This window comes from Streptomyces sp. NPDC001732, from assembly GCF_053596315.1.
Genome location: NZ_JBSFFY010000101.1, coordinates 1 through 13,708, shown reverse-complemented (window position 1 = coordinate 13,708; position 13,708 = coordinate 1). Strand labels below are relative to the sequence as shown.

The window sequence follows — 13,708 nt, the reverse complement described above, 5'->3', positions numbered from 1 at the left end:
TCCCCCCGCGCTGGCCGGGGGGGGGGGGGGGCCCCCCTCACGGCCCCCCAACCCCCCCGGCGGGGGGGGGGGGCCCCCCGCGCCGCCCGGATGCCCCTCACCGGGGCGGGGCTTCCGTCTCTCCGCGCCGGGGAAGAACTGCGGAACGGGGAACCGGGGTGGAGACTGCTGAGCAGGCGGGACGAGGAGGCGGGACATGCTGGTTCCGGCCGGTCGGGGCGAGCGGTGGGTGCGGATGCCGAGGTCCGGCCGATGGCGCGGCGGCCTCGCGGTCCTCTCGGGCGCGCTGCCCGCCCTCGCCTTTCCCGCCCCTTCCCTGTGGTGGCTCGCCGGCGTGGGCCTGGTGCCGTGGCTGCTCCTCATCCGTTCAGCCGGTACGGGGCGCAGGGCGGCGCTGGAGGGCTGGCTCGGCGGCACCGGTTACATGATCGCCGTGCATCACTGGCTGATGCCGAGCCTCCATGTGTTCATCGTGGTCCTGGCCGCCCTGCTCGGTCTGCTGTGGGCTCCGTGGGGGCTGCTGGTCCTGCGGACGCTGGGCGGGCCGGTGTCGGCGGCGGCCGCCGTCCGGGCGATCGTCCTGGTGCCCTGCGGCTGGCTGATGATCGAGCTGGTCCGCTCCTGGGACGCGCTCGGCGGCCCCTGGGGGCTGCTCGGCGCGAGCCAGTGGCAGGTGACCCCCGCGCTCCGGGTCGCGTCCGTGGGCGGGGTGTGGCTGGTGAGCCTCCTGGTGGTGGCGGTGAACACCGCCGTCGCCCTGCTGTTCGTGACCGCGGCCGCCCGCACCACGGCCGTGGTGAGCCTGGTGGTGTGCGCACTGGCCGGGGGAGCGATGGCGGGGTGGGCACCGCGGCCCGAGCGGACGGGAACGGCCAGGATCGCCGTCGTGCAGCCGGGCGTGGTCGCGGGGCCCCACAGCGTCGAGCGTCGGCTCGCGGTGGGCGAGCGGCTGACCGGCTCGCTGGCCGGGCGCGATCTCGATCTGGTGGTGTGGGGCGAGAGCAGTGTGGGGGCGGATCTCACCCGGCGTCCGGACATCACCGCCCGCATCGCGGCCCTCGCGCGTCGGGTGGGGGCGGACGTGCTGGTCAACACGGACGCCCGGCAGACCGACGGATCGGGCCGGAAGGGCATCTTCAAGTCGGCGGTGCTGGTGGGCCCGGACGGGCTGACCGGGGACCGCTACGACAAGATGCGGCTGGTGCCGTTCGGCGAGTACATCCCGGCCCGTCCGGTGCTCGGCTGGGTGACGTCCCTGGGCAGGGCCGCGGGCGAGGACCGGTTGCGGGGCACCACCCCGGTCACGGTGCTGCTGCCGAGGGCGGACGACGGCAGGGGGCTGCGCTTCGGACCACTGATCTGCTTCGAGTCCGCGTTCCCCGACATGAGCCGCCGGCTGACCCTGGACGGTGCGCAGCTGCTGATCACGCAGTCGTCCACCTCCACCTTCCAGCACAGCTGGGCGCCCGAGCAGCACGCCTCGCTCGGGGCGCTGCGGGCCGCCGAGAACGGCCGCTCGATGGTGCATGCCACGCTGACCGGTGTCAGCACGGCGTACGGGCCGCAGGGCGCGCGGATCGGTGCGCCCCTCGGTACGGACACCAGCGGCGCCGCCGTGTTCGACGTGCCGCTCGCCACGGGCACCACGCTCTACGTGCGGCTGGGCGACTGGGTGCTCTGGGGCGCGGCGGCGGTGCTGGTGGCGTACGGCGCCCTCGAAGCGGTGCGGTCGGCCGGGCGGCGCAACCGGGGCGGACCGGCCGGTGCGCGAGGCGGGGCCGGCACCGGGTCCGGCGGCCCCGCCGGGCGGTGAGTCCGTGGATCCACCGGCGCGGGCCGGGTCACCGGGGGCCGTTCACGGAGACGATGTGGCCCTGGACGTCGACGGTGAGCGAGACCCTTTCGACCTTGTTGGTCACGGCCAGCACCAGCCACACGGCGCCCCGGAGAAAGCAGCTGAACACCATCAGGAGGGCGTGCAGCACGTGGTTCAGCGGCTTGCCCCGGACCATGACGACCTGGGTCTCGGCCCGTGACTCCACCCGCCAGCCGCTCGCGATCCGCTGGTTGACCGCCCAGTCGAGGATCAGCCCGCGCTGCATCGCGTCGGGCGGCCGTCCGTCGGCCGAGCAGTAGCCGGGCGGCGGCTGGAGGGCCGCCCAGCCCTTCGGCTCGTCGTGGGGCCTCACGAGGTCACCTCCGCGGGCCGGTGGTCCATCACCCCAGCCTGCATCGGCGCCCGGACCCACGCATCCGGGGGCTGCCGGTGCCGGATCCGGGCGGTCCTCCGGGGCCGGGCCCCCGGGTGCGTACCGGCTCTCAGGCGCAGCCCAGGTCGCGCAGAATGCGTTCGCACAGCTCGTGCGTCCGCAGGGCGTCCCGGGCGCTCAGCACCGTTCCGGCGCGCACCGCGTCCAGGAAGGACAGCACGCTCTGCTCGATGCCGCGCTGGCGGGCCACCGGTACCCAGTCGCCGCGCCGCCGCACGCTCGGCTGTCCCTTGTGGTCGATCACCTCGGCGAGGTTGACGACCTCGCGCTTGGAGTCCTGGCCGGAGACCTCCAGCCGCTCCTCGGCCGATCCACTGAGCCGGTTCATCATGCCGATGGCGGTGAATCCGTCGCCGGACAGCTGAAGCACGACATGGTGCATCAGCCCCTCGCGGATCCTGGCCCGTACGACGGTCTGGTCGACCGGCCCCGGCACCAGGAAGCGCAGGGTGTCGACGACGTGGATGAAGTCGTCGAGCACCATGCCGCGCGGTTCCTCGGGCAGGCCCACCCGGTTCTTCTGCATGAGGATCAGCTCGCGCGGATGCTCGGCACACTGCGCGTAGCCGGGCGCGAGCCTGCGGTTGAAGCCGACGGCCAGGCTCGTCCCGCGCTCCTCGGCGAGGTCCACCAGCCGCTGGGAGTCGGCGAGTTCGTAGGCCAGCGGCTTGTCGACGTACGTGGCGACGTCCGCCTCCAGCAGCCGGCCCGCGATCTCGGGGTGCGCGGCGGTCGAAGCGTGGACGAATGCGGCGTCCAGACCCTGGGCGAGCAGCGATCCGAGGTCGGCGTGGCACCGCTCCGGCGGGATGCGGTAGGCCTCGGCGACCGCCTCCAGGGTGGCGGGGGTGCGGGTCTGCAGATGCAGTTCGATCCCGGGCACGGTGGTCAGGACGGGCAGGTACGCCTTCCGCGCGATGTCGCCGAGTCCGATGCAGCCGACCTTCACGGGGTCTCCCTCTCACTGTCCGGCGCCCGCCCGGTGCGGGTGGCCACCGGGCGGGCGCGCCCCCTCCGTGCTCCGCGGAGCCGATGTCCTACCGCAGCGTCCCGTGCGCGTCGTTCGTCCGGGCAGCATACGTGGACCGCGGCGGCTGCCAGTCCAGGATGCCGTCGAAGGTGCGCAGCACGAGAGCGGGCCCGAAGCGCGAGGCGGCGGCCATCAGCGCGTCGCGCGCCGCGACGGCCGGAGCACCGCTCAGCCGCATCAGGCGGGAGATCCGGGCGGCCTTGCGGACGACAGCCGACGTACGGGGCAGCCGGTCGGCGGTGTACGCGGCCAGCCCCGTGCCGAGGTCCTCGCTCGTCGTCAGGTGGTGGGCGAGCACGATCGCGTCCTCGACGGTCTGGTTGCCGCCCTGACCGAGGGTGGGGGCCATCGCGTGGGCGGAGTCGCCGACGAGGGCGGTGCGGCCCCGGTGAAAGGACGGCAGGGGGTCGATCAGCTGGTACACGTCGTTGCGGAGCACCCGGTCCGGCTCGGCGGCGGCAATGATCGCGGGGATCGGGTCGTGCCAGTCGCCGAAGCGGCGCGCCATCTCCGCCTTCTCGTCGTCGGCCGCGCGGGCCCCGGCGGGAGCGACGGCGGCCCCGTAGGCGTAGATCCGGCCGTCCTTGAGCGGCTGGGTGCCCCAGAGCGCGCCGCGTCCCCAGGTCTCGTGCGGGGAGAAGTGCCGTTCGGGCGCGGGGACGACGATGCGCCAGGTGGTGAATCCGGCGTACGAGGGGCCGGGGTGGTCCGGGAAGAGCGCGCCGCGCACCGCCGACTTGATGCCGTCGGCGCCGATGACGAGGTCGGCGTCCATGCTCCCGGCCGGCGTTTCGACCACGGCGGGCGCACCGCTCGCGGTTCCCGGGTCCAGCAGGCGCGCGGTGGTACCGGTGCGGACGGTGCCCTCGGGCAGCCGGGCCACGAGGCGGTCGACGAGGGTGGCGCGGTGCAGCAGGACCAGCGGGCCGCCGAACCGCTCGGCCGCGGCGGCACTGTCCGTGCGCGAGAGCCAGCGGCCGTTCGGGACGCGCATGCCGCCCTCGCCCTGCCAGGCGGCGAGGGACCGCACCTCGTCGCCGAGGCCGATGACGTCCAGGGCGCGCTGGGCGTTGGGGGCCAGGGCGATCCCGGCCCCGACGGGTTCCAGGGAGTCCGCGCGTTCCAGAACGGTGACGTGCCAGCCGCGGCCGTGCAGGGCCACCGCCGCGGTGAGGCCGCCGATTCCGCTGCCGATGACGACGGCACGGGGCTTGTCCATGACTCCTCCTCGGAACCACATCCGCACTACATCTGTAGTGACACGCTCACCGTACTACACCCGTAGTGAGAGGGGTAGGTTGACCCCATGGCCACACGCACCACCGGTACCTCCCGGGCCGATCTCGTCGCCGACGCCGCCCTCGCCCTGCTCGCCGAGCGCGGGATGCGCGGGCTGACCCACCGCGCGGTGGACGAGCGCGCCGGACTCCCCCAGGGATCGACGTCCAACTGCGCGCGGACCCGGCAGTCGCTGCTGGAGGCGGCGGTGCGACGGCTCGCGGAGCGCGAGGCCCGGGTGCTCGCCACCGACACGCTCCTCCCGGCCCCGGCCCCGGCCGCCGGGGCGGGAAGCGGCCCGGAACATGGCGGACCCGATACGGACGCCGCCCCGGCAACCGGGGCGGCGGAACTGGTCGCCGGTCTGGCCCTGGTGCTGCACCGCTATCTCACCGGCCACCCCGAGCTGCTCGTCTGCCGTTACGAGCTCGCGCTGGAGGCGACCCGGCGTCCGAAGCTGCGGGAATTCTTCGACGCCACGGGCCGGCAGTTCCGTGAGCCGCTGCTGGCGCTGCTGACCGCGGCCGGATCGACGGATCCCGAACGGCACACCCTGTCCCTGGTGGCCTGGTGCGAGGGACTGATGTTCTCGTGCGCGGCGGGGTCGTACAGCCGCTCCGTACCGAGCGAGGAGGAGCTGCGCGCCGGCTTCGCCGAACTGCTGGGCGGAATGCTGGGGCCGGGGTGGGCGCCGCGCTGACCGGTGTCACCCGTGCGGGCCAATCCCCGTCGTGCTCCCCGCTCAAAGCCGGATCCGCACCGCAGAGTTGATCGGGTGCAACGAACCGGAATCACCGTCAGGATCACCATGGGCCTCGTGGCGGGCCTGGCCGCCACGACACTGTCCGGCTGCGTGTCCGTGCAGCCCCGGCCGGACGCCCCGGCCCGGCCCGGGACCGGCGGCCCCGCCCAGGACCTGGCCCCGCAGACCGCGCAACCGCCCGTCCACGACTCCCTGGAAGCCGTACCGGCCTCCGAGCCGCCCGCCTCCCCGTCCTCCCGGGCGGCCGGGGATCCGCCGAACCCCCGCCGCGCCGCGCCCCTCCCGCCGCGGCGAAGCCAACTCCCCCAGGTCACGCGCCCCCGGCCGCGCCGGGCGCCGCTCCTCGTGACCACGCCCGCGCCGCCCCTGCCGGCCCCCGTCGCCGGGACGGACGTCTGCGCGCTGGGGCGGGGCTACGGGCACTGGCCCGCGGGCAGCCCGCAGTCCCGGATCTGCGAGAACACCTACGGACGCTGACCCTGGAGAACGGCAGCAGGGCGGCCCGTCCACCACGAGCGGGCCGCCCTCACAGCTCGCGCAGTCTCAGCTCCAGCCGCGCGATCGCCGCGCGCACCCCGCCCCCGTACCCGTCGTCCGTGCCGTCGTCCGCGAGTACGACGGAAGCGGCACGGGCCCGGTCCAGATGGATCCGGGCCGCGTCGGGACGCTGGAGCTTCACGTAGTCCGCCGCGAGGTTGAGGTGGAGCGAGGGGTAGAGCACCCGCACCGCCGGCGCGTCGGGGTGCTGCGCGGCGCGCTCGTCGGACAGCCCGTCGGCCGCGGTCAGCGCCCGCAGGTCCCAGGCCAGTTCGTCACCGGGGTCGTCCTGGGCGTCGGCCATGTAGTGGGCGAGGGTGCACCGGTGCAGAGCGTCGCCGTCCTCGCCGATCTCCGACCAGAGCGCGCCGAAACGATTGCGGGCCTCTTCCCGGTCCCCGCCGTGCAGCAGCATGATCGCCTGGCCGATCCTGGTCATGACGGCGTCCTTCGACGCCTCCTGCTGCTCCGTCACCACGGCCTCCCTGCCCGACCCGTCCGCCCGTTCCCCCTCGACGCTAACCGCAGCCGCCGTCGATCCCGCTGAGGCTCGGGCGGACGCCCCGGAGCTGTCCGCCGGGTGCCCGCAACCGGCCGGGCCGGCGCCCGGCCGGCGGACCGGGCGGATCAGCCCAGGTCGGGGATGCGCCAGTCGATCGCCTCGTGGCCCTGCGCCGCCACCGCTTCATTGATCTGTGTGAACGGACGCGAGCCGAAGAACTTCTTGGCCGAGAGCGGCGAGGGGTGGGCCCCCTTCACCACCGCGTGGCGCTCCTCGTCGATCAGCGGGAGCTTCTTCTGCGCGTAGTTGCCCCAGAGCACGAAGACCGCCGGGTCGGGCCTCGACGCCACGGCGCGGATCACCGCGTCGGTGAACTTCTCCCAGCCCTTGTTCTTGTGCGAATTGGCCTCGCCCGCGCGGACCGTCAGCACGGCGTTGAGCAGGAGTACGCCCTGCTCGGCCCACGGCATCAGATATCCGTTGTCCGGGATCGGCAGGCCGAGCTCCTCCTTCATCTCCTTGTAGATGTTCCGCAGGGAGGGCGGCGTCTTCACGCCGGGGCGCACGGAGAAGCACAGGCCGTGTCCCTGCCCCTCCCCGTGATACGGGTCCTGGCCCAGGACAAGGACCTTCACCTTGTCGTAGGGCGTGGCCTCCAGGGCGGCGAACACCTGGTCGCGCGGGGGGTAGACCGGCCCCTTGGCCCGCTCCTCCTCGACGAACTCGGTGAGCTCCTTGAAGTAGGGCTTCTGCAGCTCTTCGCCGAGGACGCCGCGCCAGGACTCGGGCAGCAGGTCGGTGTCGGTCACGTGAACAACCTCCGGTGAGCAATCGGTTTTCATCCGAGAACCTACCGGGGGCCACTGACAACGCCCCCTGCCGGTCCGGTTCCGCCCTACCAGCTGGCCTTGCGGTAGAACTCCCACATCTGCATGACCGTCTGCGGGTCCAGGACGCGCTCGCCGCCGCCGATGTCCTCGCCCGAGGCGACGTACAGCTTGCCCTGCCACAGCGGCAGCATCCGCACGTCGTCGACCAGGATCTTCTGGGCCCGCTCGAACTGCCTGACGACCGCGCCCCGGTCGCTCTCCTTGCGGGTCTGCGGCAGCAGCTCCCGGGTGATCTCGTTCTTCAGGTACGGCATGCCCGTGACGCTCTCCTTGCCGACGAACGGGGCGATGAAGTTGTCCGGGTCCGGGAAGTCGGGGAACCAGCCCCGGCCGAACACGGGGTACTCGCCCTTGGTGAAGCCCTCCTGGAACGTCTTCCAGGGCTTGCTCTTCAGCGTGATCCGGAACAGCCCGGACTCCTCCAGCTGCCGCTTCAGCTCTTCGAATTCGAGGGCCGTGGAGGAGCCGTACCGGTCCGTCGTGTACCAGAGCGTCATCTTGACGGGCTTGGTGATGCCGGCCTTGGTCAGGATCTGCTTGGCCTTGGCTCTGTCCGGGTCCCCGTAGGCGTCGAAGAAGCTGGTGGTGTGTCCCGCGATGCCCTTGGGGACCATGGAGTACAGCGGCTCGGCCGTGCCCTGGTAGACCTTCGCCACCAGGGCGTCGCGGTCCACGAGCTGGGCGACGGCCCGTCGTACGGCCACGTTCCCCGCGGCCGGGTCCTCGGGGTTGAAGACCAGGAAACGGATGTCCGCGCCGACCGTCTCGACGATCTGCAGGTTGCTGTCCTTGTTCTGGTTGCCCTCGAGGTCGATGACGTCCTCGGCGGTGAGGCCGCGGTAGATCGCGTCGATCTCGTTCTTCCTCAGGGCCGCGACCACCGGGGCGGACTCCTTGAAGTAACGAATCGTCACAGCGTCGTTCTTGCGGTTGGCGAATCCCTTGTAGTCCGGGTTCTTGACCAGTTCGGCACGCTTTCCCGGCTTGTACGAATCAAGAAGGTACGGCCCCGATCCGGTGATCTTTCCGTCACTGCGCAACTTGTGCTTCGAATAGGCGCTGGGGGCCACCAACGACATGGCCGGGGTGGTGAGAACGAACGGGAAGGTGGCGTCCGGCTTGGTGAGGTGGAAGACGACGATGTCCTCCCCCTTGGTCTCGATCCGGTCGAGCGGGCCGAGCATGCCGACCGGGCCGCCCTTGAAATTGATCTCCTTGATCCGGTCGATGGAATACTTCACGGCCTCGGCGTCGAGCGCTTCCCCGTTGGAGAATTTCAGCCCCTTGCGCAGTTTGCACCGGTAGGAGGTGCTGGTGGTATCGGTGAACTTGCACCATTCCGCGGCATCGGGCTCGGGAGTCGTACTTCCGGTGGGGAGACTCACCAGGGTCTGGAAGACATTGCGCATCAGCTCCCAGGAGTTGTCCCACGCGCCCGCCGGATCGAGAGTGGAGGGCTCACTGGTCGTACCGACGACTATTTTCTGCTCGACCTCCGATCCGCTGTCGGAAAAAAGTCCGCAGCCCGACAGCAGAGAAAGGGAAGCAAGAGCTGCAACGGCCTGACGACCAGCCCGGTAGAACACGTGAACGCTCCTCGATCAGCCTTGAGTCGGCAGACCATACCGCAGCGCCCTGCCAGGTCAATCCGCAGGCCCGGCAGGGCACTTGAGTCAATCAGGGCCAAACCCTCTCAGGCCGTTCTCAGCCCACGCCCGCATTCAGGAAGATTCCCCCGTCGACCACCAGGGTCTGACCGGTGATCCAGTCGGCCTGACTCGACGTGAGAAACGCCGCGGCGCCGCCGATGTCCTCCGGAACCCCCAGCCGTCCGAGCGGATAGGCCGCCGCCGCCTCCGCCTCGCGGCCCTCGTACAGCGCCTGGGCGAATTTCGTCTTCACGACCGCGGGGGCGATCGCGTTGACCCGGACCGTCGGCGCGAATTCGTGCGCCAGCTGAAGGGTCAGATTGACCATGGCCGCCTTGCTCATGCCGTAGGCGCCGATGAAGGGCGAGGCGGAGAGGCCGGCGATCGAGGCGATGTTGACGATCGCCCCGCCGTTCTCCTTCTGCCATGCCTTCCAGGTCTGCTGCGCAAAACCGAGCGCCGAGACCACATTCGTCTCGAAGACCTTGCGGGCCACGTCGAGGTCGAGTTCGGCGATCGGTCCGAAGACCGGATTCGTACCGGCGTTGTTGACCAGGAAGTCGACCCGGCCGAACGCCTCCATGGTGCGCTCGACGGCCACCGCGCGGTGCTCCGCGTCGTGCGCCTTGCCCGCCACGCCGATCACCCGGTCGGAGCCCAGCCGCTCGACGGCCTCCTTGAGCGCGTCCTCGCCGCGTCCGGTGATGCACACCCGGTCACCCCGGGCCACGAGCGCCTCGGCGATGCCGTAGCCGATGCCCCGGCTCGCGCCCGTGACGAGCGCGACCTTCCCGCTGTCCTGCACAGTCATGTTTCCGCAGCCCTTCGGGTCAGTTGAGCGGTCCGCCGGCGACGTACATGACCTGGCCGGACACGAAGCCCGCCGCGTCCCCCGTGAAGAAGGCGATGGCGTTGGCGATGTCCTCGGGACGTCCGACGCGCTGCACCGGGATCTGGGTGGCGGCGGCGGCCTGGAACTCCTCGAAGCCCATGCCGATCCGGGCCGCGGTCTGCGCGGTCATCTCGGTGACGATGAAGCCGGGGGCGACGGCGTTGGCGGTGATGCCGAACTTGCCGAGCTCCTTGGCGAGGGTCTTGGTGAAGCCCTGCAGACCGGCCTTGACGGCGGAGTAGTTGGCCTGGCCGCGGTTGCCGAGCGCCGAGGAGGAGGAGAGCGAGACGATCCGGCCGAACCCGGCGTCCACCATGTGCTTCTGGACGGCCTTGGCCATCAGGAACGCGCCCTTGAGGTGCACGTTCATCACGATGTCCCAGTCGGACTCGCTCATCTTGAAGAGCAGGTTGTCGCGGAGCACGCCCGCGTTGTTGACGAGGATCGTCGGGGCGCCGAGCTCGGCGGCCACCCGCGCGACCGCGGCCTCCACCTGGGTGCTGTCCGACACATCGCAGCCGACGGCGAGGGCGGTGCCCCCCGCGGCGGCGATCTTCTCGACGGTGTCCTTGCAGGCCGCCTCGTCGAGGTCGAGTACGGCGACGGCGCGGCCCTCGGCCGCCAGGCGTACCGCGGTGGCGGCGCCAATGCCCCGCGCCGCTCCGGTCACGATGGCGACGCGCTGCTCGGTGGTGGACATGCTTGTTCTCCTCGCCCTTGGATCGCCGCCCAGCGGACCTCGGGGCGCCTCCGGCACGGGACCTCGTGTGCGCGGAACCTTCCCGATGGCTGAGCGACCGCTTAGTACCTTCAGCAGACGAGACGCTAGAAGCCCTGGCACCCGGTGTCAACGGCACGCGACGGCCGGGGGCCGTGTCACACCCGGTGGCGCCGCCGTCGCGGTGGTCGCGGACGGCGGCGCGGCGCGAGGGGTCAGCGCACCAGCAGGTCGAGCAGCCGTTCCACCTCGGCCTCCGGGTCGGCCGTGAGGCCGCTGTGCACGGGGCCCGGCTGGACGACGGTGGAGCGCGGCGCGATCAGCCAGCGGAAGCGGCGGCCCGCGTCGTCACGGGCGGCCTGGCCCGCGTCCGGTCCGCCCAGGCACACTCCCTCGACGGCGCGCAGGGCGGCCCGTACGCCGACCACGTCGGCGGCGGGGTCCAGCACCCTCAGCTTGGTCTCGTCGAGATGGGTGCGGGCGGCGACGAAGCTCCGGGCGCGGCAGTAGACGATCACGCCCGCGTTGAAGCACTCGCCGCGCTGCACCCGCGGCACCACGCGCAGCAGCGCGTACTCGAAGACATCGCGCTCGCTCACGGCCGGCCGTCCTTCTTCTTGGTGGGGTGGGGCCAGGGCGTGAGGTGCTCGGTGAGCCAGCCGGGGGCCTGGGACGGCTTGGGTTCGGTGGGGGCGTCCATGGTGATCCGCTCGTGGATGGTCGCGGCGCGCGGCAGCAGCGCCTCCACATAGGCGCGGCGCAGTTCGTCGGGGGACTCGAAGCCGGGTTCGTCCACCAGCCACTCGTCGGGGACGTCGGAGGCGACCTCGGTGAGCAGTTCCTCGGTGACCAGCGGGGCGAGTTCGGCGGCGGCCGCCGCGATGTCGGGGGCGAAGGGGGCGAGGGCGTGGTCCGACGCGTTGTACGGTTTGGCGGCGGACGTCTGGGCGCCGGGCCAGTTGTGGTGCCAGATCATGGTGGCGCCGTGGTCGATGAGCCACAGGTCGCCGTGCCAGACCAGCATGTTCGGGTTGCGCCAGGACCGGTCGACGTTGTTGATCAGCGCGTCGAACCAGACGACCCGCCCGGCCTCCCGCGCGTCCACCCGGTAGGCGAGCGGGTCGAAGCCGATCGAGCCGGGCAGGAAGTCCATCCCCAGGTTGAGGCCCCCGCTGGCCTTCAGGAGTTCCTGCACCTCCTGGTCGGGTTCGGCCAGGCCGATGACCGGGTCGAGCTGGATCCGCACGAGATCGGGGACGCGCAGCCCGAGCCTGCGGCCGAGCTGTCCGCAGACCACCTCCGCGACCAGCGTCTTGCGCCCCTGCCCGGCACCGGTGAATTTCATGACGTAGGTGCCAAGGTCGTCGGCCTCGACGATCCCGGGGAGCGAACCACCCTCACGCAGGGGCGTGATATAGCGGGTCGCCACGACCTCTTCCAACACTTTCCCAGGCCACCTATCTCTTCAAGCTTGCAATTAACGGAGGACTCCTTCGAAGCGCAGGAGCCGGAGTCACCGGTCAACGACGCCGGGGAGAATCTGGGGAGTTTCGATCGGCATGCCGGTCTCCCCGCTCCCCCAGCAGTCCGTCGATGACACCGCGCCCCTTACTGCCGGCCTCCGGCATGAAGTGAGCATAGTAACCGAGGGTGATCGCGGGCGAGGAGTGCCTGGCTTTGTCCACGAGAACGGGCAGCAGATGTCCACCACTTCGGGAGGCACCCCGCACATCGAGGATTCGAACGGCGGCGCTACGTACCGTGGCGGTGCACGGTCTTGCGCAGCGGATGAAAAACACGTTGGCCGATTTACCGCGGAGCTGCGACGATGCCGCTGTTTCTCTCGCGGAGGGCATTTGTTCGTTTTCGTGTGTGCTGGCTGTGGCGCCAGGCTGACCATCCCGATGTCTCAGGTCGAGCTGCCGGCCCATGCCCATCAGAAGTACGGGAACGGGATCCAGCTCCCGGTGCTCATGGAGTCAGGCACGTTCGCCGTGGAACCGGAACCCTGGGGGGCGCCGTGGCGGAGGTGGGAGGAGATCGATCCAGACGAGGCGGCGGCACGCGGTATCCACGCTCCGGTCTACGCCTTGTCCGACGGTGCGCCCGGCAGCGTTGTCATCGCACCGGGGGATACCCGCGGCACCGTGCTCGTCCCTGAGGAAGGCGGCGGCTACTGCTGCGGCCTCGACGGGGGTGACGGCCCCAACATGGCCTGCGAGGCGTGCGGCCTGTTCGTGGCGAGCCGGATCGACGACTGCTCACTTTGGCAGGCGGTCTGGCTCGCGCCGGATGCCGTGCACCGCCTCCCCGTCGACAACAGCGACACCGCAATACTCTCCTGGGGGGAACTGTTGGAGGAGGGGAAAGGCACGCCTCCGATCGAGCCGATCACTAGGTGGGGCTCGCTGTGCGGGCTGGACCACTGGTGGTCATGGAGCCCGCAGTGGGAGGCGGCGGCCGGCCGGGCCCTGGCCCACTTGCTGGCAGCTTCGGGTGGCCGACCGGTGACCGTCCCGCACGGCTTGATCGCGGAAGTGTTCCAACGCGCCCTCGACGCCCTGCTGCCCGCGGTCCAGCCGGCCCGGCGCGCCGTCTTTGCCGGACCGGGTCTGTCCGCCCCCGACACGGACGCCGACATCATCCTCGTGCCGACCCACCCGCAGACGGGGGAACCCTGGAGCCCGGCCGACCCGGACGCATCAGCACACCCGGTGCCGCTGCCGTTCGGGGTGTGGATGTGGATGGCCTTCGCCGAGCCGCACCTACACCTCCCCGCGTCGGGAGCCATGCCCGACGGCGTACTCCGCGACGACCCACCCCCGCCCCGCCCCCATCGCCTGTTCCGAGCCGACCCGGGAACCTTCCAGCACACGCTGGTCCGGTTGCCGGCCGTCCGCAGCCCGTGGCTGCGCGAGATCCTCGAGAACCTCACGCACCACATGCGCGCCGGCCTCTTCTAGCCGACTGACAGGGGGCGCTGGTGCTCACTCTCCGGAACTGCCGCAATCGAACAGAACCAGGCAGTGGTGCCTCCCGAAGTGATGGACCTCTGCTGCCCGTTCTCGTGGACAAAGCCATCTGGGCTTGGAGCTCGCGCAGACAGGCGGCGTGGGCAGCCCTGAAAGCCAGGTGGGCACAGGTTCCGGTGATCATGGAGTTGCGACGCTCTGTGATCA

14 protein-coding genes are annotated in these 13,708 nt (G+C 71.4%); 4 read left to right on the top strand and 10 right to left on the bottom strand.

Annotated features, from left to right (window positions below):
• Positions 1 to 196: 196 nt before the first annotated feature.
• Complete coding sequence (gene lnt / locus ACWCXX_RS38345; RefSeq protein WP_451135552.1) at positions 197 to 1,813, top strand: apolipoprotein N-acyltransferase; 1,617 nt, start codon at positions 197 to 199, stop codon at positions 1,811 to 1,813.
• A gap of 28 nt (positions 1,814 to 1,841) precedes the next feature.
• On the opposite strand, the gene ACWCXX_RS38340 is transcribed toward lnt, so the two are convergent.
• The 3 genes from ACWCXX_RS38340 to ACWCXX_RS38330 form a co-directional block, all read right to left on the bottom strand.
• Positions 1,842 to 2,189: a hypothetical protein gene (locus tag ACWCXX_RS38340; RefSeq protein ID WP_451135550.1), complete on the bottom strand. Its 348-nt coding sequence runs from the start codon at positions 2,187 to 2,189 to the stop codon at positions 1,842 to 1,844.
• A gap of 130 nt (positions 2,190 to 2,319) precedes the next feature.
• Positions 2,320 to 3,219 carry a Gfo/Idh/MocA family protein gene (locus ACWCXX_RS38335; RefSeq protein ID WP_451135548.1) on the bottom strand — a complete coding sequence of 300 codons (900 nt, stop codon included), beginning with the start codon at positions 3,217 to 3,219 and terminating at the stop codon, positions 2,320 to 2,322.
• A gap of 88 nt (positions 3,220 to 3,307) precedes the next feature.
• Positions 3,308 to 4,519, bottom strand: a complete 1,212-nt coding sequence (locus ACWCXX_RS38330; RefSeq protein WP_451135546.1) for an FAD-dependent monooxygenase — start codon at positions 4,517 to 4,519, stop codon at positions 3,308 to 3,310.
• Between the two features lie 87 nt (positions 4,520 to 4,606).
• Between ACWCXX_RS38330 and ACWCXX_RS38325 the strand changes: the two genes are divergently transcribed.
• Complete coding sequence (locus ACWCXX_RS38325; RefSeq protein ID WP_451135544.1) at positions 4,607 to 5,278, top strand: TetR/AcrR family transcriptional regulator; 672 nt, start codon at positions 4,607 to 4,609, stop codon at positions 5,276 to 5,278.
• A 75-nt stretch (positions 5,279 to 5,353) separates the two neighbouring features.
• On the top strand, positions 5,354 to 5,818 hold the full coding sequence (locus tag ACWCXX_RS38320) for a hypothetical protein (RefSeq protein ID WP_451135542.1): 465 nt from the start codon (positions 5,354 to 5,356) through the stop codon (positions 5,816 to 5,818).
• Between the two features lie 49 nt (positions 5,819 to 5,867).
• On the opposite strand, the gene ACWCXX_RS38315 is transcribed toward ACWCXX_RS38320, so the two are convergent.
• From ACWCXX_RS38315 to ACWCXX_RS38285, 7 genes are all read right to left on the bottom strand, one after another.
• Entirely contained in the window at positions 5,868 to 6,353 is a 486-nt protein-coding gene (locus ACWCXX_RS38315) for a hypothetical protein (RefSeq protein WP_451135540.1), read from the bottom strand.
• Between the two features lie 152 nt (positions 6,354 to 6,505).
• Complete coding sequence (locus ACWCXX_RS38310; protein ID WP_451135538.1) at positions 6,506 to 7,189, bottom strand: uracil-DNA glycosylase; 684 nt, start codon at positions 7,187 to 7,189, stop codon at positions 6,506 to 6,508.
• An 86-nt stretch (positions 7,190 to 7,275) separates the two neighbouring features.
• Positions 7,276 to 8,856 carry an ABC transporter substrate-binding protein gene (locus ACWCXX_RS38305; RefSeq protein ID WP_451135536.1) on the bottom strand — a complete coding sequence of 527 codons (1,581 nt, stop codon included), beginning with the start codon at positions 8,854 to 8,856 and terminating at the stop codon, positions 7,276 to 7,278.
• Between the two features lie 118 nt (positions 8,857 to 8,974).
• Positions 8,975 to 9,730, bottom strand: a complete 756-nt coding sequence (locus ACWCXX_RS38300) for an SDR family oxidoreductase (RefSeq protein ID WP_451135534.1) — start codon at positions 9,728 to 9,730, stop codon at positions 8,975 to 8,977.
• A 19-nt stretch (positions 9,731 to 9,749) separates the two neighbouring features.
• Positions 9,750 to 10,511 carry a 3-oxoacyl-ACP reductase FabG gene (gene fabG / locus ACWCXX_RS38295; RefSeq protein WP_451135532.1) on the bottom strand — a complete coding sequence of 254 codons (762 nt, stop codon included), beginning with the start codon at positions 10,509 to 10,511 and terminating at the stop codon, positions 9,750 to 9,752.
• A 233-nt stretch (positions 10,512 to 10,744) separates the two neighbouring features.
• Positions 10,745 to 11,128, bottom strand: a complete 384-nt coding sequence (locus ACWCXX_RS38290; protein ID WP_451135530.1) for a DUF3037 domain-containing protein — start codon at positions 11,126 to 11,128, stop codon at positions 10,745 to 10,747.
• The gene (locus tag ACWCXX_RS38285; RefSeq protein WP_451135528.1) at positions 11,125 to 11,973 is read right to left on the bottom strand and encodes a HipA family kinase; all 849 of its coding nucleotides are present in this window, start codon (positions 11,971 to 11,973) and stop codon (positions 11,125 to 11,127) included. The genes ACWCXX_RS38290 and ACWCXX_RS38285 overlap by 4 nt, the downstream gene beginning before the upstream one ends.
• 412 nt (positions 11,974 to 12,385) lie before the next feature.
• Between ACWCXX_RS38285 and ACWCXX_RS38280 the strand changes: the two genes are divergently transcribed.
• Entirely contained in the window at positions 12,386 to 13,492 is a 1,107-nt protein-coding gene (locus ACWCXX_RS38280; RefSeq protein ID WP_451135526.1) for a hypothetical protein, read from the top strand.
• Positions 13,493 to 13,708 lie beyond the last annotated feature (216 nt).

Bases quoted from the DNA above. Each gene is read 5' to 3' on its own strand.
- ACWCXX_RS38300 (WP_451135534.1), bottom strand. From the start codon at position 9,730: ATGACTGTGCAGGACAGCGGGAAGGTCGCGCTCGTCACGGGCGCGAGC.
- lnt (WP_451135552.1), top strand. From the start codon at position 197: ATGCTGGTTCCGGCCGGTCGGGGCGAGCGGTGGGTGCGGATGCCGAGG.
- ACWCXX_RS38330 (WP_451135546.1), bottom strand. From the start codon at position 4,519: ATGGACAAGCCCCGTGCCGTCGTCATCGGCAGCGGAATCGGCGGCCTC.
- ACWCXX_RS38325 (WP_451135544.1), top strand. From the start codon at position 4,607: ATGGCCACACGCACCACCGGTACCTCCCGGGCCGATCTCGTCGCCGAC.
- fabG (WP_451135532.1), bottom strand. From the start codon at position 10,511: ATGTCCACCACCGAGCAGCGCGTCGCCATCGTGACCGGAGCGGCGCGG.